Annotated in this window: 21 protein-coding genes and 1 pseudogene; 11 read left to right on the top strand and 11 right to left on the bottom strand. The window is 62.5% G+C overall.

Features of this window, described 5'->3' with window-relative positions; translation table 11 throughout:
• Positions 1–4 precede the first annotated feature (4 nt).
• From AC0J5Z_RS20815 to AC0J5Z_RS20800, 4 genes and pseudogenes are all read left to right on the top strand, one after another.
• Entirely contained in the window at positions 5–1,183 is a 1,179-nt protein-coding gene (locus tag AC0J5Z_RS20815; protein ID WP_475036175.1) for a GGDEF domain-containing protein, read from the top strand.
• Complete coding sequence (locus AC0J5Z_RS20810) at positions 1,180–1,677, top strand: hypothetical protein (protein ID WP_475036172.1); 498 nt, start codon at positions 1,180–1,182, stop codon at positions 1,675–1,677. Before AC0J5Z_RS20815 ends, AC0J5Z_RS20810 begins: the two co-directional genes overlap by 4 nt.
• Positions 1,674–2,200, top strand: a pseudogene (locus AC0J5Z_RS20805) (GGDEF domain-containing protein). Before AC0J5Z_RS20810 ends, AC0J5Z_RS20805 begins: the two are co-directional and overlap by 4 nt.
• 10 nt (positions 2,201–2,210) lie before the next feature.
• Positions 2,211–2,441, top strand: coding sequence for an EAL domain-containing protein (locus tag AC0J5Z_RS20800; protein WP_475036170.1), 231 nt, complete (start codon positions 2,211–2,213; stop codon positions 2,439–2,441).
• Between the two features lie 59 nt (positions 2,442–2,500).
• Here the strand turns inward: AC0J5Z_RS20800 and purL are convergent, their stop codons facing one another.
• The 3 genes from purL to purS are packed head-to-tail and all read right to left on the bottom strand — an operon-like array spanning position 2,501 to position 5,830.
• The gene (gene purL / locus AC0J5Z_RS20795) at positions 2,501–4,810 is read right to left on the bottom strand and encodes a phosphoribosylformylglycinamidine synthase subunit PurL (RefSeq protein ID WP_475036168.1); all 2,310 of its coding nucleotides are present in this window, start codon (positions 4,808–4,810) and stop codon (positions 2,501–2,503) included.
• Positions 4,807–5,577, bottom strand: coding sequence for a phosphoribosylformylglycinamidine synthase subunit PurQ (gene purQ, locus AC0J5Z_RS20790; RefSeq protein WP_475036166.1), 771 nt, complete (start codon positions 5,575–5,577; stop codon positions 4,807–4,809). The genes purL and purQ overlap by 4 nt, the downstream gene beginning before the upstream one ends.
• A 1-nt stretch (position 5,578) precedes the next feature.
• Positions 5,579–5,830: a phosphoribosylformylglycinamidine synthase subunit PurS gene (gene purS, locus AC0J5Z_RS20785; RefSeq protein WP_011773385.1), complete on the bottom strand. Its 252-nt coding sequence runs from the start codon at positions 5,828–5,830 to the stop codon at positions 5,579–5,581.
• A 304-nt stretch (positions 5,831–6,134) separates the two neighbouring features.
• On the opposite strand from purS, the gene AC0J5Z_RS20780 reads away from it, so the two are divergent.
• Both AC0J5Z_RS20780 and AC0J5Z_RS20775 read left to right on the top strand, forming a co-directional pair.
• Positions 6,135–6,320, top strand: coding sequence for a hypothetical protein (locus tag AC0J5Z_RS20780; RefSeq protein ID WP_475036163.1), 186 nt, complete (start codon positions 6,135–6,137; stop codon positions 6,318–6,320).
• A 160-nt stretch (positions 6,321–6,480) separates the two neighbouring features.
• Complete coding sequence (locus tag AC0J5Z_RS20775) at positions 6,481–6,771, top strand: DUF1540 domain-containing protein (RefSeq protein WP_054808888.1); 291 nt, start codon at positions 6,481–6,483, stop codon at positions 6,769–6,771.
• 62 nt (positions 6,772–6,833) lie between these two features.
• On the opposite strand, the gene AC0J5Z_RS20770 is transcribed toward AC0J5Z_RS20775, so the two are convergent.
• Positions 6,834–7,805 (bottom strand): manganese catalase family protein, encoded by a 972-nt coding sequence (locus tag AC0J5Z_RS20770; protein ID WP_475036159.1) that lies wholly within the window; start codon positions 7,803–7,805, stop codon positions 6,834–6,836.
• 128 nt (positions 7,806–7,933) lie between these two features.
• Positions 7,934–8,881, bottom strand: coding sequence for a phosphoglycerate dehydrogenase (locus tag AC0J5Z_RS20765; RefSeq protein WP_475036156.1), 948 nt, complete (start codon positions 8,879–8,881; stop codon positions 7,934–7,936).
• Positions 8,882–9,001: 120 nt separating this feature from the next.
• Here AC0J5Z_RS20765 and AC0J5Z_RS20760 point away from each other — a divergent pair, with 120 nt between their 5' ends.
• A complete protein-coding gene (locus AC0J5Z_RS20760; protein ID WP_475036154.1) occupies positions 9,002–9,520 on the top strand; it encodes a hypothetical protein in 519 nt (172 codons plus the stop codon).
• Between the two features lie 250 nt (positions 9,521–9,770).
• Positions 9,771–12,947 (top strand): S8 family serine peptidase, encoded by a 3,177-nt coding sequence (locus AC0J5Z_RS20755; protein ID WP_475036152.1) that lies wholly within the window; start codon positions 9,771–9,773, stop codon positions 12,945–12,947.
• 183 nt (positions 12,948–13,130) lie between these two features.
• Here AC0J5Z_RS20755 and AC0J5Z_RS20750 read toward each other — a convergent pair whose 3' ends face one another.
• From AC0J5Z_RS20750 to AC0J5Z_RS20735, 4 genes are all read right to left on the bottom strand, one after another.
• Positions 13,131–13,535, bottom strand: coding sequence for a serine protease inhibitor (locus tag AC0J5Z_RS20750; protein ID WP_475036149.1), 405 nt, complete (start codon positions 13,533–13,535; stop codon positions 13,131–13,133).
• Positions 13,536–13,537: 2 nt separating this feature from the next.
• On the bottom strand, positions 13,538–14,503 hold the full coding sequence (locus AC0J5Z_RS20745) for a 3-methyladenine DNA glycosylase (protein WP_475036148.1): 966 nt from the start codon (positions 14,501–14,503) through the stop codon (positions 13,538–13,540).
• A complete protein-coding gene (locus AC0J5Z_RS20740; protein WP_475036147.1) occupies positions 14,490–15,023 on the bottom strand; it encodes an SSI family serine proteinase inhibitor in 534 nt (177 codons plus the stop codon). The genes AC0J5Z_RS20745 and AC0J5Z_RS20740 overlap by 14 nt, the downstream gene beginning before the upstream one ends.
• Positions 15,024–15,117: 94 nt before the next feature.
• The gene (locus AC0J5Z_RS20735; RefSeq protein WP_475036143.1) at positions 15,118–15,579 is read right to left on the bottom strand and encodes a MarR family winged helix-turn-helix transcriptional regulator; all 462 of its coding nucleotides are present in this window, start codon (positions 15,577–15,579) and stop codon (positions 15,118–15,120) included.
• Between the two features lie 87 nt (positions 15,580–15,666).
• Between AC0J5Z_RS20735 and AC0J5Z_RS20730 the strand changes: the two genes are divergently transcribed.
• The 3 genes from AC0J5Z_RS20730 (at position 15,667) to AC0J5Z_RS20720 (ending at position 16,876) form a co-directional block, all read left to right on the top strand.
• Complete coding sequence (locus tag AC0J5Z_RS20730) at positions 15,667–15,891, top strand: hypothetical protein (RefSeq protein WP_475036138.1); 225 nt, start codon at positions 15,667–15,669, stop codon at positions 15,889–15,891.
• A gap of 199 nt (positions 15,892–16,090) precedes the next feature.
• Positions 16,091–16,321 (top strand): hypothetical protein, encoded by a 231-nt coding sequence (locus tag AC0J5Z_RS20725; RefSeq protein ID WP_475036134.1) that lies wholly within the window; start codon positions 16,091–16,093, stop codon positions 16,319–16,321.
• Positions 16,322–16,492: 171 nt separating this feature from the next.
• Complete coding sequence (locus tag AC0J5Z_RS20720; RefSeq protein ID WP_475036132.1) at positions 16,493–16,876, top strand: LapA family protein; 384 nt, start codon at positions 16,493–16,495, stop codon at positions 16,874–16,876.
• Between the two features lie 109 nt (positions 16,877–16,985).
• Here AC0J5Z_RS20720 and AC0J5Z_RS20715 read toward each other — a convergent pair whose 3' ends face one another.
• Positions 16,986–17,285 (bottom strand): DUF4193 domain-containing protein, encoded by a 300-nt coding sequence (locus tag AC0J5Z_RS20715; RefSeq protein WP_142936764.1) that lies wholly within the window; start codon positions 17,283–17,285, stop codon positions 16,986–16,988.
• 227 nt (positions 17,286–17,512) lie between these two features.
• Positions 17,513–18,859 (bottom strand): aspartate kinase, encoded by a 1,347-nt coding sequence (locus AC0J5Z_RS20710; protein WP_159705651.1) that lies wholly within the window; start codon positions 18,857–18,859, stop codon positions 17,513–17,515.
• Positions 18,860–19,088 lie beyond the last annotated feature (229 nt).

Genomic DNA, 19,088 nt, shown 5'->3' with positions numbered 1-19,088 from the left:
GGACATGGTGCTCGATGCGTTTTCAGTGAGAGTCGCCCTGGGCGTGGTCACAGTTACGCTTTTGGTGCTGTTCTCCACCTCCTTCCACCGAACGCGCTCGCCATATGCAGGCTGGTGGAGTGTTGCCCTGCTTGAATTCATGCTGGGCAACGCCGCGTTCCTTCTCAACGGAACCTCCCACCAACAATGGGCCAACCCTGTGGGCAACGTCCTGGTGGTGGCCGGCGCATTCAGCGTGTGGGCCGGAGCCCGAACGCTGCGGGACATGAAAGCCGCTCCCTGGCAGTTGGCCGTGGCACCCGTCGTCACCGCCGTCGCTTCTGTCGCCGAAAGCCCCGGGACCAACGTATGGTCCGGGGGCTTCGTCTATCTGGCCATGATGACAGCGGGCATTGCCTTGGCTGCCAAGGACCTGTGGTTCATCAAGGCTGCGCACTCCCAGGTTCACAAGGCTTTGTCGTTGGCCGCCGGCCTGCTGGCTACGTACTATCTGGCTCGATGGGTGGTCTATGCGTTGGAAGGACCTGCCAGCAACGCCTTCCGAACGTACTTTGGGCCCGGACCGTCCGGACTGGTATCGCTGGTGTTGCTGGTCACTGTGTCCTTCAGCATGACGGCCCTTACCAGCGACCAACTCATCAAGGGGCTCAAGGAGCGGGCCACCCGGGACCATCTGACGGGCCTCCTCAATCGCGGTGCCTTTCTTGACCTGGCCACCACAGAACTTAACCGCCTGCACTCCACGGGCTCCGGCGCTGCCGTTGTCTTGGCGGACCTGGACCATTTCAAAGCAATCAACGATGAATACGGTCACGGCGCCGGCGACGCTGCCCTGAAGGCCTTCGCCGAAGCTTGCACCGCGTCGGTCAGATCCACGGACCTCATAGGAAGATATGGCGGCGAGGAGTTCATCCTCTTCCTGCCTGGCGCCACGCAGGAACGGGCTGAGAGCATCGCTGCCGAAATCAGCCGCGGGCTGGCTTCGACGACCGTTCCGGAAGGTGTCACCTTTCCTACCGTCAGCTACGGCGTAACGTCCAGCATCCCCGCCGCTGCCGACCTCCCCTTCTTGATCGAGGTAGCGGACGCAGCCCTTTACAGCGCCAAAGCGCGAGGAAGAAACCGGATTGTAGGAGCAGACCGCCTTAAGGCGGCAACTATCGCGGACGAGGCACGATCATGAATGAGCTCACCACCAAAATCCAGATCCAGCACAACCAGGAATTGTCCGCTTTCAGGCAGGACATCACCAGCGCTCCCTACAAGGCGGCGACCAATACACTGCTGAACGCCGACCGCCGTTCGGTGAGGATGATGCCCGTTCAGTCCGTGGAGGACGGGAACGCTAACCTGACCATCGTGGCCGACGTCGAAGGACTCGCCTGGTTCACGGCGGACAAGGGCCTCTTGGGCAGCTGCATCACGGTATCCATCGCTGGGCACCGCCGAAATACCGGCACCCGCATTCACCTTCCTCTTGCCGAATGCGACGCATGGATTGAGGCCATCCTTGGCGGGTCCTGGATCACGCACGTGTACCGCGCGGGGAACAAGGTAGAGCCGGACGGCATGCTGGACGTCGCTTCCTACAGGCTGTTCCTGGACGAACGCCGCAACCCCGTCGCAAAACCGCAGGCCGTTGCCGACGCCAGCCTGCGCCCCTTGGAAGAGTCGTGACCAGTACCACGCCCGACAGTCCCGCAGACTTTGATCCCCGGCTTGGGGAACTGAAGCGGCATATCCAAGCACTGAAGAACTCAGCCGGGCACGCTGCGGCGGACCAGGTTCTGGTCACCGTTGCCCTGCGTATCCGGTCGGCTGTGCGGACCAACGACGTCGTCACTCGTCTGGGCGGCGACGAGTTCGCGGTCTGTTGCCCGCCACGCCGCAAGCCCGGGCCACCGCCGTCGGGAACCGCATCCTGGCCGCGCTGGAACCGAACATTGACCTCGGGAACAACAGTGTCCGGTGCGGAGCCAGCATGGGACTGCGGATCGCAGAGCAGCATCACAGCGCCGAGGACCTCCTCCAGGAAACCGATCTGGCCATGGAGGAGTCCAAAAGCGAGGGGCGTAACAAGCTCAAGGTATCGATCCCGCCACGTTGCACGCAGGGCTGCTTCAGAGACGGATCGTGGGGGACCTCCGCGAAGCCCTGGCAGAAGAGAACCTTCCTCCCGCGTCGCTCGTGCTGGAGCTGACCGGCAGTTCGTGAATGACTTGGGCTCAGACCCATCCCAGCTCGTCTTCTTGGCCGCTATCCAGGAAGTCATCCGCTCCTGTGGCCTGGAGGGTGTTTGGGAGGGCATCGAAACCGCCGACCAAGCAGAAGCCCTTCGGAGCATCGGGTGGGCGAGCGGCCAGGGGTACTACTTCGGCAGGCCGTTGCCTGGGGCGGAGTTCACTGAGCAGCTGGCGCGGCAAGTGGTGTGGTCGCCTTAAAGCCCGGCTTAAACACGAACGCGGGGCCACATATGTGGCCCCGCGTCCATTAGCTATTCCTAGCCGAAGTACTTCGGCAGGGTGGCTTCGTGTGCTTCGCGGAGAGCGTCCAGGGACAGCTCGTCCACGCCGTTGATCTCCAGCTTTCCACCGGCGGCGTCAACAACGCCGATCCGGAGGTGGGCGAAGCCGCGGGCGGTGCACATGTCCTTGAAGCGGACTTCCTCGGAGCGCGGGACGGACACAATTGCGCGTGCCTGGGACTCGGAGAAGAGGGCGGTGAACAGGTCCACGCCGTCGCGCTCCATGAGTTCCTCAAGGGCGATGCGGGCGCCAACGCCGTAGCGCAGTGACGACTCAACCAGGGCAGCCGCGAGGCCACCTTCGGAGAGGTCGTGTGCTGCGTCGACCATGCCGTCACGGGAAGCGTTGATCAGGATTTCGCCCAAAGCACGCTCGGCAGCGAGGTCAACCTTCGGCGGCAGGCCACCGAGGTGTCCACGCAGGTTGGACCATTCCGAACCATCGAGCTCTGCGGAGGTGGTGCCCAGCAGGTAGATGGCTTGGCCATCCTCGCGCCAACCCGACGGCGTGCGGCGGGCGACGTCGTCGAGCTTGCCCAGGACTGCCACCACAGGCGAGGGGTGGATCGGCGTGGTGCCGGTCTGGTTGTACAGGGAGACGTTGCCGCCGGTGACGGGAATGCCAAGCTCCATGCACGCATCCGAAAGGCCGCGGATGGCTTCTGCCAGCTGCCACATGACGTCCGGGTCCTCGGGGGAACCGAAGTTCAGGCAGTCGCTGACGGCCATCGGAACAGCGCCGGAGGTGGCCACGTTGCGGTAGGCCTCGGCCAGCGCGAGCTGTGCACCCTGGTACGGCTCGAGGTAGGTGTAACGGCCGTTGGCGTCGGTGGCCAGGGCGACGCCCAGACCGGTTTCCTCGTCAACGCGGACTACGCCGGCATCGTCCGGGTACGCCATGGCAGTGTTGCCGCCAACGTAGCGGTCGTACTGCTTGGTGATCCACGACTTGCTGCACATGTTGGGCGATGCCACGAGCTCGGTGACGGCTGCAGCCAGCTCGGTGGGAGCCGACGGACGGCCGGCGTCCTCTACGGAACCCGTGAAGGAATTCGCTTGGACCGAGTCCTGCCACTCCGGGCGGGCGAACGGACGGTCATAGACCGGGCCGTCGTGCGCAACGGTGCGGGGATCGACGTCGACAATTACTTCGCCTTCCCACGTGATGATGAGGCGGCCGGTGTCGGTAACCTCACCCAACCAGGAGTACTCCACGGCCCACTTGTCCATCACGGCTTCAAACGCTGCGATGTTCTCCGGGGTAACCACGGCCATCATGCGTTCCTGCGACTCGGACATGAGGATTTCGCCCGGGGTCAGCGTGGGGTCGCGCAGCAGGACGGAGGTCAGCTCCACCTCCATGCCGCCATCGCCGTTGGACGCGAGCTCGGACGTGGCGCAGGAAATACCTGCAGCGCCGAGGTCCTGGATGCCTTCAACCAAGGAGCCCTTGAAGAGCTCCAGGCAGCACTCGATGAGGACCTTCTCAGCGAAGGGGTCACCCACCTGCACGGCCGGACGCTTGGACGGCTTGGTGTCATCGAAGGACTCCGAGGCCAGCACCGAAGCGCCGCCAATGCCGTCGCCACCGGTGCGGGCACCGAACAGGACAACCTTGTTGCCCTTGCCGGACGCGTTGGCCAGTCGGATGTCCTCGTGGCGCATGACGCCCACGGCCAGTGCGTTCACCAGCGGGTTGCCCTGGTAGACGGAGTCGAAGACCATTTCGCCGCCGATGTTCGGCAGGCCGAGGCAGTTGCCGTAGCCACCGATGCCGGCAACGGCACCGTGCATGACGCGGGCTGTGTCCGGGTGGTCGATTGCACCGAAGCGCAACGGGTCCATCACAGCGACCGGGCGGGCGCCCATGGAGATGATGTCGCGGACAATGCCGCCGATGCCGGTAGCGGCACCCTGGTACGGCTCAACGAACGACGGCGAGTTGTGGGACTCGATCTTGAAGGTCACGGCCCAGCCGTCGCCCAGGTTGGTGACGCCGGCGTTCTCGCCGATGCCAACCAGCATGTCTTTCTTCATTTCCTCGGTGACCTTCTCGCCGAACTGGCGGAGGTGGTTCTTGGAGGACTTGTAGGAGCAGTGCTCGCTCCACATAACGGAGTACATGGCCAGTTCGGCGCCGGTGGGGCGGCGGCCAAGGACCTTGACGATCTCGTCGAATTCATTCTGCTTCAAGCCCAACTCGGCCCACGGGAGTTCCGTGTCCGGGGTCTTGGCAGCGTGCTCAACGGTGTCGATGTTGAACTTCTTGGTGGTTTCCGTGGTCACTTGTCGCCTCCCACAATCTTGGTCAATACGGAGGTGAAGAAACCGAGGCCGTCGGTGTCGCGGGGGGCGCCATCAAGGGACTCGGGACCGAACCCGGTCTCCACCGCGTGCTCGGGGTGCGGCATGAGGCCCACTACGTTGCCGGCTGCGTTGGAGATACCGGCGATGTCGCGGCGTGAGCCGTTCGGGTTGAAGCCCACGTAGCGGAACACCACGCGGCCCTCAGCCTCAAGGGCATCCAAGGTCTTCTCGTCAGCGATGTACTGACCGTCCTGGTTCTTCAGCGGCACAATGATTTCCTGGCCGTCCGTGTAGTCCAGGGTCCAGGCGGTGTTGGCGTTCTCCACGCGCAGCGTCTGGTCCCGGCAGATGAACTTCAGGTGGTCGTTCTTGATCATGGAACCGGGGAGCAGGTGCGACTCGGTGAGGATCTGGAAGCCGTTGCAAATACCCAAAACGGGGAGCTTTGCGTCGGAGTTGGCGGCGTCGATGATCTTGGACATCAGCGGTGCAAAGCGTGAGATGGCGCCCGCACGGAGGTAGTCGCCGTAGGAGAAACCGCCGGGGATGATGACTGCGTCAACATCGCCGAGTTCAGTGTCTGCATGCCAGAGCGGCACCGCCGTGGCGCCTGCAAGCCGGACCGCACGGGCGGCGTCGCGGTCGTCAAGGGTGCCAGGGAAGGTGACTACGCCGATCTTGGCGCCAGCCAAGCGGGGCTCCGCGGCGACGGCTACAGCCTCGCCAATCAGGGGGATCGACGTCATATCAGGCCTCGACGACCTCGACGTTGACAACATCCTCGATCACCGGGTTGGACAGGAGAGTCTCGGCAGCTTCGCGGGCCTGGGCCAGGATAGCGTCGGTCACCTCGCCGTCGACGGTCAGTTCAAAGCGCTTGCCCTGACGGACTGCGCTGAAGCTGTTGAAGCCGAGGCGGGGCAGAGCACCCACGATGGCCTTCCCCTGGGGGTCCAGAATCTCGGGCTTGGGCATGACGTCAACGACGATCCGGGGCATCCGGTAACTCCTGTGCGTGAGTTGGGTGAACCTTAAATAAGGCTGCCGCGGAGGATGCCGTCTCACGCCGTTCAGCCGCATTCAAACAGCGTTTTAGCACAGGGCTAAACCCGTTGTGAACTGCAATGTTTGAACGGCATGGGGGGCGCTCCGCGAGCTTGCACACCTATTCTACCGGGAGCGGCGCGCATACCCTATTCAGTGCGATAGCGCGAGGCCACCCCGCCGTGACGGCGGAAAAGCCTCAATTGACGGCTCGACGGCGGCACTTTCGCTGCGTGGCGGGCGTCACTAGGATTGCGGCATGGCTGAGAAACCGAAATCGATGGTGCTGGGGGTCGTGGCCGCAGCCGTATTTGCGGGTCTGGGCCGAATGGTCATCCAGAAGATCATGTCGGACCGGGCGGCGCGGGCCAACCGAGTGACCGCTCCACTGGACGCGGAAACACGCGCCAAAATCAGCGACGCCCTGCGCACTCCAAGTAAGTAGGACCTAACCTCCAGATGGCTGTTTTTCTGCGGAATGGCGCGGATTAGGACACATACAAATGCGCTATTCGAAGCGGTTAATCGGCGCGATTCCGGCGTAGTTTGGAAGTACACCAGGGGTTCAGCCCCAGTACCTTTCAGAATCCAATCCAGGAGGAACAATGACCGAACACATTGCCGAAGTATCCGCCTGTAGCGTTGGCACTTGCGGATTCAACCACAACGGTTGCACCGCATTCGGAATCACCATCGGTGGCAGCCAGGACCACGCTTCCTGCGCAACGTTCATTGACACCAATGCCATGGGCGGCCTTCCCAAGGTCCTCGCCCACGTGGGCGCTTGCCAGCGGTCCGAGTGCGTCCACAACAACAACCTCATGTGCGAAGCACACGACGTCAAGGTTGGCCCAGGCCGCGAAGCCGCCGACTGCCTGACGTACGAGCACTCCTGATATTCCCAGACGACCAAAAGGGTCCCCGCCTCGGTTGAGGCGGGGACCCTTTTTTGTAGGCGCTACTTTCTCTTCTTGGTCGCCTGGGGCTTTGCTTCCTTGGGGCTGTCGGCTTCCTTCATTTCCTGTTCCGCCGTGGCTTGAATCAGAGCCAGCAGCTCAGGATCCAGTCCTGGTGCGAACTCTTCCTTGCGCTCCGGGGAAATGGTGATGGGGAAACCTTCAGGCATGACGTCCGTCGTCAGCTCGGTGCCGTCATTGGAGGGCGACGCTCCACGGAAGAGCTTGCCGGCTTCGCTCAGGTTGTCGGCGCTGAAGGTGTACTGGATGCTTTGCAGGCCCTTGTCCAAAAGCTTCTTCACTTCCGGGAACTGCTCGGCATTGGTCTTCGGGATGGGAAGCACTTTGCCCCAGTTCACACCCAGGCTTTCCAGGGCCTTGGCGTAGGCGTTCTCGTGGGCTTGGTCGCGGACGATCAGATACGCGATGGTGGAACGGGCTGTCTTGTTCTCCGTCATTTCGTAGATACGGCACTTCTGGAGCCGGCCCGTTGACTCAAGCATCAGGTTGTAGAGCAGGTCCAGCACCAGGTTGCCACTGTTGTAGACATAGGAGCCGCTCCATGGATTGCCTGCAGCGTCCACCGGAAGGGCACCCTGGGCCCCCACCAGGTAGTGATGGATGTTGCTGGTGTCCAGCGCGATCTTCAGGGGAGTGGCTCCACCTGCGCCCGGCTGGTCCACAGGATCCGTCTTCTTGCCCTGGTAGCGCGGTGAGCCATCGAGGAGCTGGGAGATGGTGGTTCCAATGAGTTCCACGTGGCTGATCTCTTCGGTGCCGATGCCTTGAAGGAGATCTTTATACGGTTTGGAGGCGGGGTCACCCCGGAAGTTCATGCTCTGGAAGAGGTATTGCATCATGGTGCGCATTTCACCGAATTGTCCGCCGAGACCTTCCTGGAGGGCGTTTGCTGCGGCGGGATCGGGCTCGTCAGCGGCGATTTCGTTGATGAGAAGTTGGGTGTGCAGGTACATTGCGATTCCTCACGTTGTTCATGCTGCGTGTTTGGGGTGGAAACCCTCTGCTGGCCACCCCGGACCAACCCACCATAAGCATGCTTACTATTCGGAGGCAATGAAAATATCGATTTGATTCCCAGGCGTTAGCCGGCAACTTGGTTGGTCAATGCGTTGCCTTCCTTGAGTGCCTCGATGTTGGCCAGCACGAGCTTGGCGGCTCCCTTGGGCCGGTTGCCGGCCACGTGCGGGGTGATGATCAGGTTCGGCGCGCTCCATAGTTTGGAATCGGCGGGCAGCGGTTCCTCCTTGGTGACGTCGAGGGCTGCAACGCGCAGCCTGCCTTCCTGCAACGCTGCAAGCAGGGCGTCTTCGTCCACGGTGGCGCCGCGGCCGACGTTCGCAAAGATGGCGGTGTTCGGGAGGGCCCGCAGAATGTCTTGGTTCAGGGCGTCCGCGGTTTCCGGGGTGGCCGGCAGGATGGAGACCAGGACATCTGTGGTGCGCAGGACTTCGGGGAAATCGTCGTCCGCCACCACGCGGAAGCCGTAACGCTCGCCTTTGGAACTTGCGACGCCGGTGACGTTCGCACCCAAAACGGCCAGCATGGGAGCCAGTCGCCCCGCGATCGAACCGAAGCCCCAAATGGTGACGTTGGCGCCGTCGAGCGTGTAGAGGTGCTCCGTGTCAGGCGCGGACTGGGCAGCGTTGTACGGCTGGTTCCAGGTGGAGCCCTTCTGTGACTCCATCAGCTGGTCCAGGCGGCGGATCGCGGCCAATATCAACGCCAGTGCATGCTCGGCCACGGGGCCATCGTGAAGGGAGCGGCCGGACGTGATGGCCACGTTGTCCGCGAATCCGGCAGCGAGCACGGAGTCCGGGCCGGCTGCGAGCGTCTGGACCAGCCTGAGCTTCGGCAGTTCGTTGGCCGCGTCCGCCAGGTTCTCCGAAGTGTTCCGCCACACCACCAACACCTCAGCGTCGCGGTGCTCGCTGGGGATGGGCTTGTCCACCGAATAAACGACGACGGCGTCCCCAGCGGCGACGAGGGCGGAGAGGTCCACTTCGATAGTGTCCGGGACGAGGATTTTCACTGCAGCTCCAATGCTCAAAAGGGGTTTGGTAAGTACTCACACATCTAGTCCGAGGCTAGCGGACATACCGAAGCACCACGGCGAGCCGTTGTTCGGCTGGCGGTGATGGAGAATCGGTGCATGATCAGCACAGCGAAGGTTGAGGGTTTCGTGGTTCGGGTGGGCGGTCAGTCGCGAGCTGAGGTTGTGCAGTTGCTGCACAATAAGGAAGTCTTGCTCAATGCCCACGCCGAGACGCTGCTCGCTCACCCGGCGTTCGAGGCCCCGGAGGGGCAGAGCTTACGAATCGTGGAGCGAACGGTGGAGGAGCTTGGTTTCGAGCACGGCGCGGTTCAGTCCCGGATCTTCGCCGCTGCGAGGAAGCAGGGCCTCGAACTCTGTCCCTTGGTGACGGGCCCATACCTTCGATTGGCGATGATGGACCAGGCGAACGCACCGGACTCGGTCTTGTCCGCCGGCCGCGGCCCGACCGGAGCAATCCACGTCGCTTCCGAACCTCTGAGCGAGGACGTGGAGTATCCCAAGGGCTTCTACCTCCGTGTCGTGGACGGGCAGGCCTGGCTGAGGGGCTATAGGTGCGACGACATGTATGTGTGGGCGCCAGGGCAGCGGCTCGCGTTCCTATTGCCAGGTGGTTAATGAGACGCGGACCCGCGGGCTAACCAGGATCTTCACATCATCACTGAGATTCCGATGGGACGAATCACCCTTGCTGTGACAAGACAAAAATCTTGAAATGTGCTGTATGTCATATTTGGCTATCACTAGGTACTCTGTGACTCGGCTGGTTGCGCGGCTTTGACAAGAACTGTCAAAGGTTCAACCATCTGCAAGTTGACAGGCCAGGGCGATGGGGCCCTGCCTCCCTCAGTGAAAGGTGCAACCACTCGTGAAATTACAAGGAAAGAGCTTCGTCAGAAGCGGGGGACTTCGAAAGGCCGCGGCGCTCGCCGTCGGACTGCCGTTGCTGCTCTCGTCGATGGCGATGCCGGCCCAGGCCGCTCCCGCCCCGGAGACGCCCGGGAATGTTGCAGGCGTGGCCAAGAAGAACCTTGACCCCAGCGCCTACAAGGACGGCCGCTACATGGTGGTCCTTGCCGAGAAGCCTGCGGCGACATACGACGGCGGCACGGCGGGCCTCGCGCCCACTAAGCCGGAAGAGGGCAAAAAGCTCGACGCCGACAGCGCGGAGGTGAAGGAATACCAGCAGCACCTGCAGCAGAAGCAGCAGGAAGTCGCCAAGCAGGAAAACATCACCATCGAGCGCGACTTCACCACCGCCGTCAACGGTTTCAGTGCCAACCTGACGGCAGACCAGGCAATCAACCTTGCCAAGGACCCCAAGGTCCTCATGGTGGCACCGGATACGCAGTACGCTCCGGACTACTCCACTACTGACTTCCTCAAGCTCAGCGGCCCCAACGGAACATGGGCCACGCAGTACGGCGGCCAGGACAACGCCGGCAAGGGCACCGTTGTTGGCGTGATCGATACCGGCTACACCCCCTCCAACCCGTTCTTCGCCGGTGAGCCAGTTGGTCCGCTGGTGGGCAACCCCCAGGTAGGCATCCCGTACCGCACCGCCGACGGCAAGATCGCCATGCTCAAAGCCGACGGCGATACTTTCGTTGGTGAATGCCAGCCCGGCACGGATACCGGTGCCGACTACGATGGCAGCGCCTGCAACTCCAAAGTTCTTAGCACCCACTACTTCGCAGACGCCTTCCTGGAGACCGTTCCGCCGGAAAACCGCGCCCCGGAAGAAGTCATCTCTCCCGTCGACGTGGATAGCCACGGCACCCACACGGCCAGCACTGCAGCGGGCAACGCCAACGTTGACGCCGTAGTGGATGGCCGCAGCTTCGGAACCACCAGCGGCATCGCACCAGCCGCGAAGCTCTCCGTCTACAAGGTCTGCTGGGAAGACACCGATCCCGCCACGGGTGGCTGCTACGGCTCCGCTTCAGTGGACGCGATCGAGCAGGCCATCCTGGACGGAGTAGATGTGCTGAACTACTCCATCTCGGGTTCAACTACGTCCACTACAGATCCCGTCTCGCTGGCCTTCTTGTCGGCATCTTCCGCCGGCATCTTCGTGGCAACCTCGGCCGGTAACTCCGGACCGACCGCCAGCACCGTGAACCACGGAGCACCGTGGCTGACTACGGTTGCCGCCACGTCCTTCTCGCAGGAGCTCCAGGGCACCGTTGAGTTCTCCGATGGCAGCAAGTTCCGCGGAGCGAGCATCATGAACCGCGAGGTGAGCGGGGCCGGCGTCGTGCTGTCCACCAACGCTGCAAGCGGTGAAGGCAACGCGGCACTTTGCGCTCCGGGCTCGCTGGACCCGGCCAAGGTAGCCGGCAAGGTTGTTGTCTGTGACCGTGGTGTTGTTGACCGCACCGCCAAGAGTGCCGAGATCCTGCGCGGCGGTGGCGTGGGCATGATCCTGGTGAACCTCACGGATTCCTCCCTGGACACCGACAAGCACGCTATTCCCACCGTGCACGTCAACCCGCCCGCTACCCAGACCATCAAGGACAAGGTCACGGCCAACCCGGCCATCACCGTCTCCCTGCTGAACCGCGACACCACCGGTCTCCCGGCCGAAGCACAGCCGCAGATCGCAGGCTTCTCCTCGCGCGGTCCGCTTCTTGCTACCGACTCGGACCTGCTGAAGCCTGATGTGTCCGCACCCGGCGTCGCGATCCTCGCAGGCGTTTCCCCGATTGGAACCGGTGGCGACAACTTCGGCTTCCTGTCCGGAACATCCATGGCCGCACCGCACGTAGCCGGTTTCGGCGCGCTGATCCTGGGCAAGAACCCGCAGTGGTCCCCGGCCACCGTGAAGTCAGCCATGATGACCACCGCCGGGCCGGTCAAGCTGGCTAACGGCTCCATCAACAAGGACGTCTTCGCCACCGGAGCCGGACAGGTTGATCCCGCAAGGGTCCTCTCACCGGGCCTCGTGTACGACGCCACCACCGAGGACTATTTGAAGTTCATCCAGGGCACAGGCATGGATCTGGGCATTGAGGGGCTCGGCACCACGGCACCGCGAGACATGAACGTTCCCTCCTTCGCCCTCGGCAACCTGGCCGGCAAGATCGAGGTCACGCGTACTCTCACCGCATTGACCCCGGGCACGTACCGGGCATCGGTCAACGTTCCGGGTGTCAACGTCAAGGTGACCCCGTCCGTGCTGACCTTTGGCACTCCCGGTGAGAAGAAGACGTTCAAGATCCAGTTCGAGAATAAGAATGCTGAGCTGGGCAAGTTCGCCATGGGCTCGCTGAACTGGCAGGGTGCCAATAAGACCGTCACCTCGCCGATCGCTGTCCGGCCGCAGTCCGTCATCGCGGACAAGGCATTGGCCTTCACCGGAACGGGCCCCAACGGCTCCGGAACCATCAACATCACCTCCGGCACCAACCTGCCGGTGGGCGTCACGGTTGATGGTCTTTCCAAGGCTGATTCCTCGGCAGTTGAGCTGGTTCCCGGCCCGTTCGCGGGCGAGACCAATGCGTCCAACTACGTGAAGAAGGTGACCGTCGGCGCGGGCAGTGCGCTTGCTAAGTTCTCGGTCATCTCTTCCAATGAGGCGGCGGACTTCGACATGCTGGTGGTGACCCCGACAGGTCAGCAACTGCCGGCCGCGACGGCGTCAGCCAGCGAAACCCTGTCTGTCCCCAACCCGGCAGCCGGCGACTACTACATCTACGCCAACCTGTACGCGAGCCCCAACAACCAGCCCACCAAGGCAACTGTTGATGCCGCAGTCCTCGGTGCCAACCAGGGTAACGCCACTGTGACGCCGAATCCGATCCGCCTCGCCAACGGCAAGACGGGGCAGATCTCGCTGAACTGGAAGAACCTGGAGCCCGGCTCCTACATTGGGCGCCTGACGTTCGCAGGAACCAGCGAGCCGAGCTTCGTCACCGTCCTGGTCAACCCGGGCGGAACCGTAGTGGTTCCGGACGAGGAAGACCCGAAGAAGGACAAGAAAGACAAGAAGCACGGTGGCAAGATCCGCGCTGATGAGCCGACACAGAGCAACAACGCCGGCTAGTACCCGCTTGATCCAGTAGCGGCAGTGGCCGGTGGGGTTTCCCGCCGGCCACTGCTGTTTGGGCAGCCGGGTCCACGACGCGCAAATTCGTGTGGGACACAGAACTGTGCTGGGGACACCTGAATCGCAGCATCCTCAGCCCGTTTGCGTGTCGTGAGCCGAAAAGGGTGGCGCAGGCCGGGCTTAGCTTGCGCCGGTTGAGCCCCCGGTGTTGCCCAGCAACGCGGCCAGGGTCTTCCAGCGTACGATCTCGCATCCATCAGTCCTGCTGAATCGGCTGTGGACTTCGCGGCCCCGGAACCATCCCTTGACCACAGCTATCTGCGGGCCGCCGTACTGCTGCGTGCAGATCCGGTCCGGTCGGGGCTCGGGAAAAAAGATTTCCTCGCCGAACTGCTCGACGGCGGCAAGCGCTGCAGGTGCGTCCGGCAAGTTCGAGTCCAGCGAGTCAGGGTCAGGCGAGAGGATGCCGGCGGCGGACCGGAGATAAAACTCGTGGCTTCCAGCGCCAGGTGCCTCTGTCAGCGTGACCGTCAGGTCGACGTCGTACCCGCTCTTGTCTGCGTCGCTGTTGTCTGGGAAAACCATGGTTACCTTTCGCTGGTGGCGGCGGGTGCCCCGGCAGGCAAACCGCCCAGCTCATCCAAGAGCGGGCTTACTGCTTGGAGCACGCGGGCCCGCAGCTCCTGGGATTCGGCTGCGAAAGCCCGCTGGTATTCAACGTACTCGGCCTTGCCCTGCGGTGTCTCAATCCTGATGGGTGGGTAGCCCCATTCTTCAAGATCGTAAGGAGAAGCCTGCATGTCCATGGCCCGGATCCGCCACGAAAGCTCGAAACAGTCCATCACCAGCTCACCCGGCAGCGCGGGCGTTAGCTTGTAGGCCCACTTATATAGGTCCATGTTGGCGTGCAGGCAACCCGGTTGCTCCGTGGTGCGCTGGTTCTCGCGGGTGGGCGTGAGCTCATTCAGCGGGGCGGCATCCGGTGTGTAGAAGCGGAAGGCGTCAAAATGCGAGCAGCGGATGCGGTTCTCTTCAACCACAGTGTCCGTGCCCTCGCCGCCGAGCCTCAGCTTGAGGTACTCATGCCGCAGCTCAAACTTCTCCTGCCGGTACACCATGGCCCACTCGTGCAGGCCGAAGCACCCAAACTGGGCCGGTCGCTTGGCCGTACCTGCGAGGATGATTCCCGCGAAGCGTACTGCTTCGGCGCGGTCGGCCAGGAAGCCACCCCGGTCAAAGGTGACAGCAGGCGTGCCTGGAGCCAACCCGACTGAGGCGAGTTCGCCGTCGTCGAGGGCTCTGTAGAACTTCCAGGCGACGCGCTCCAAGGCGCGCGTGCCGCTGAGGACCACGCCGTCGCCAGGATGCCAGCGCTGTAGTTGGCCCGGTTTTTGGGTGTAGTAGGTGAAGAGGAAGTCCTCCACCGGGTGCTTCTTGCCGGCCGAACGCCGTGCCAGATATGGGTCTGCGTACCGCGCCACGCGCGCATGGTGGGCTGCCTCCAGCCCGAGCCATTGCTCTTGGGGGAGGTGCCGTAGCCTAGTGGCCGCCATCTGATCCGAGGACGCTCTTTGCGGCCTCCCATAGGGCGATCTGGCAGCCATCCGTGCGGCTGAAGGAAGCGTTGACTTCCTTGCCGTCCACTGATCCGGTCACCTTGGCCGTTGCAGGGCCGCCGTACTGCATGGTGCAGGCCTGGTCCGTCCGTGGCGGGGCCGGGCTCAGGATGGACGGACCGTTCTTGAGGGAAGTGCAGGCCTCCGCGGCTGATGGGTGGCTGCTTTCGGCTGCCGGCGCGCCATTTGTGCAGACGAGCGTGAACGTCTGGGGAGCGGACTCCGGAGTTTCAACCAGGGTGATGGACAACTCGGCATTGCCCTGTCCGAGTGCTGCCGACGGGCCGGTGGGGGAGGCGCTTGGTTTTTGGCTTGAAGGGGAACTGTTTGATGTGGCCGACGACGACGGTACTTCAGTTGGGCTGTTGGTGGAACCCGGCGTGGGATTGCCTGAGCATGCGGAGAGGCCGGCGACGGCCAGTACTGCCAGTAAGGGCCGAACAAATCGCATGCGCATGGAATCTCCTAGGTTGCGTCCATTTTACGTTGCACTTTTGGTGCTCGCTTCAAGGAGAACACTGGGGCTGTGCGCTTGGCTAGGGGACGGTTGCCTAGTTGTTCCGCTGGGTGGCGGCGATCAGTCCGGTCATGGCCTGGTGGAGTTCAGCCACTTCTTCCCGGCTGAGTTGCAGCCGTTCGCGGATCTCCCCCGGAACAGCGGTGGCCTGCTCACGAAGGGCGGCGCCTTTGTCCGTCAGTTTGACCGCCAAGGCGCGTTCATTGCCGGGCACGCGCTCGCGGGTAATCAACTCGGCTTCCTCCAGTCGTCTGAGCAGCGGGGAGAGAGTGGCTGGCTCATGGAGGAGGCTGTCGCTGATGTCCTTCAGCGTCCGGGGGCTTCGTTCCCAGAGGGCCAGCATCACCAGGTACTGGGGATGTGTCAGGCCGAGCCGTTCGAGGACGGGCTTGTAGACGCCCACAACGCTGCGGGAGGCCACAGTCAAGGCGAAGCACAGCTGGCGCTCCAGGAGAAGGTCGTCCGTCTCTTGGGTGGACTCATCGATGGCTGTCATGGCTGCCTCCTGTAGCGAATTAGTTAGTGCACTAATGATTAGCGTACTATGGACTCATGGAACCGTCTAAAAGAGGAGTCGATCCGCGTGGCCAAGGAATCCTTCACACGGAAGTTCATGCGCGCGACAGGAAAGTTCCGGGTCATCTTTGGGCCTGCGCACAGCAGCTCCCTCGATCACGAGATGACCGACGCCAATCGGAAGTTGCTCGCTCAGCGCCAAGCTGAGACCCAGCAGTGGGAAACTCTCCGACGGCCCAACGGCAGCACCTATGTGGTGCCCCGCAACCCGGAGGACAAGTCGCTGCGGTAAGCGCCCCTCTTTTCCCCGCCGAGTTGGCACTTAACCCCCATGTTGTTGGGAAACATTGGCATTAAGTGCCAACTCGGCGTCTGGATCCGGTCGGCTTTCGCCGCGCCTTTTCCCGCCAGCGGGCGTAAAATTGCCTCACTGAACGGCACGCACCAGCCCTGCCGCTTTTCTCTCTCCGGTAAGAAAGGAGGTGGAAAACATGGGACGCAGAATGGAAGGCTTCGTCCATGTGACCGAGCGGCTGCAGTCCGTCTTTGGACCGGCAACCCACGGCGATTGGGACAGCCCCGTGGTGCATAAGCACGATGATTTCGAGACCGCTTCCGAGGAAGACCTGAAGCACTTCGACGTTGAGACTGACTCCGAGGGTCATCACTATGCCGTCCGTAACGACGATCCAGGGCCGAGCACCACTGACTACTCCCTGTAAGAGGGAGTGAGATGCCGAAGGGCCGGACCGCGAACTCCGGCCCTTCCTTACGTGCTGATCGGCTCGGTGCCTTGACCCTGATTCCCTTACCGTGCCACTGTTGAGCAACTAATCAGCATGCTTATTATGTGAGTAGCACGGTAAATGCTGGTCAACAGAGGGGGCCGTCAAATGAGTTTCCAAGAAGATGCAGCGGGGGTTCCGGGCAGATCCGCGCGCCCGGATCGAGGCAGTTCGGAGCACCAGGACCGAGTGAGCCCGCCGCCTGTGGCGGGGCACGACAGGCCAACCCGCACCGCCGCTTTGTGGGTGGCGGTAGCTGTTGGCTTGGCGGTTTTGGTGATGCTGATCGTGTTCTTCGTCCAGAACCAGGACATGATCACAGTCCGGTTCTTCGGACTGGAGGGGACGCTCGCGCTCGGCACAACGCTCTTCATCGCCGCCGTGGGTGGCGGAGTCCTGGTGGCCCTCGCGGGAGGGGCGCGCATCCTTCAGCTAAGGATGAACAACCATCGCCGTAGGAAGGGCGTTGGGGGGCCGGGAGCGGGACCCTAGGCTCTATTAAGTGCGGGAGGACCGGAGCGAGTGCTCCGGTCCTCCCGCAATTTAATCCCGACGGCGGCACTCCCTGACGATGTTAAGTCCGCCGGGGTGGTGGGCGGTCTTAGCCTTCGCAGTCAGTGCAGTAGGCGACGCCATCTTTTTCGCGTGCGATCTGCGAGCGGTGGCGAACCAGGAAGCAGGAGTGACAAGTGAACTCGTCGTTTGCCTGCGGAATAACCTGGATGACCAGTTCTTCGGCGACGATTTCGCCGCCGGGGCCGCTGGCGTCGAGGCCATCGGTTTCGTCCAGTTCAAGCACGACACTCTTCGCCGTGGGAGCGCTGGCGGACTGGAGAGCCTGGAGGGACTGCTCCTGGTTCTCTTTTACATCGGTACGGAGTTCGTCGTAATCGGCTGCCACTTTTTAATGCCTCTTCGTGTTAGGGGGTTACCGGGTATGCAACGTACAGCATGCCACGAAAATTCCATACCATACCCCAGTTCTGCGGCTTGTGGCGAAAACCACGTCATTTCGCTCCCGTGTTACCGGATTGTGTTCTGACTCGTTAGCTGCGGAAGGACCGGAGCGTTTGCCCCGGTCCTTCCCTGTAATGCTCGACGCCGGTACTCGCCGTCGCGTGAATGGCCCTAGCGGCCGGTGCCGCCGTAGACGGTAGCCTCAGCGTCGCCGTCGAGCTCGAACGCATTGTGGATGGCGCGGACGGCGTCGTCGAGCTTGTCAGCGCTGGTGACCACGGAGATGCGGATTTCCGAGGTGGAGATCATGTCGATGTTGATGCCGGCGTCGGAGAGGGCCTTGAAGAACGTGGCCGAAACGCCGGGGTGCGAACGCATGCCCGCGCCGATCAGGGAGAGCTTGCCAACGTGCTCGTTGTATTCGATGCTCTCGAAACCGATCTGGCCCTCAGCTGCACGCAAAGCGGCCAGGGCGTCGGCGCCTTCGACGATGGGAAGGGTGAACGAAATGTCCGTGCGGCCGGTGCCGTGAGTGGAGACGTTCTGGACGATCATGTCGATGTTCGAGTGTGCGTCTGCGATCACTTGGAAGATCGCGGCAGCCTTGCCGGGGATGTCCGGAACGCCCACAACGGTGACCTTGGCTTCGGACCGGTCGTGCGCAACGCCGGAGATGATTGGCTGCTCCAAGGCAACTCCCTCTTGAATGTTGAACTTTTCATCGGCACCGGGGATGACCCAGGTGCCTTCGTGCTGGCTGAATGACGAGCGGACGTGCAGCGGCACGCCGAAGCGGCGGGCATACTCCACGCAGCGAAGGTGCAGGATCTTGGCACCGGAAGCGGCCAATTCGAGCATCTCCTCGCTGGAGATGCGGTCGATCTTCTGGGCGGAGGTCACAACGCGGGGGTCGGCCGTGTATATGCCGTCAACGTCCGTGTAGATTTCACAAACGTCAGCCTCAAGTGCGGCGGCCAACGCAACAGCGGTGGTGTCCGATCCGCCGCGGCCCAGCGTGGTGATCTCGTTGGTAATTCGGCTCATGCCCTGGAAGCCGGCCACAATCGCAATGTGTCCCTTGTCCAGGGCTGTGCGGATGCGGTGGGGGTCGACGTCGATAATCCGGGCTTTGCCGTGGATGCCGTCTGTAATCATGCCAGCCTGGGAGCCAGTGAAAGACTGCGCTGAGGCGCCGAACTTGTTGATGGCCATGGCGAGCAAGGCCATGGAAATTCGCTCGCCGGCAGACAACAGCATGTCCATTTCACGGGCAGGAGCGGAGTCCGTGACCTGACCCGCGAGGTCCAGTAGTTCATCGGTGGTGTCGCCCATCGCGGAGACAACAACCACAACCTCGTTGCCGGCCTTCTGCGCATCCACGACGCGCTGCGCGACCCGCTTGATGCCATCAGCATCGGCAACCGAGGAACCGCCGAACTTTTGAACGATCAGCTGCTTGGTAATCGCAGCCTCGTTGGAGAGCTCTTCGATCTTCACTTCGGTAGTGGGCATAGTCATGCGCGCACCCTCACTGCATCAATAGGGTTCGAACGCGGCATGCCAAATTCCAAATTTGAGCACGCCTGCGTAGCTTATTTGCCCAGTTTATCGCCGTGCGCAGGGCTGGTAGGAATTGTGACCACATAGCGGCCACCTGACGGCGGCATCCGTTGACCACGCCTACGAATGGTTCCTGACCCATCCGTCGCCGCACATCCACATGAAGCTTGAGTACTTCCCCTACCCG

Source organism: Paenarthrobacter sp. TRD_SC_7, assembly GCF_056156245.1.
This window is presented reverse-complemented; position numbering and strand designations above follow the sequence as displayed.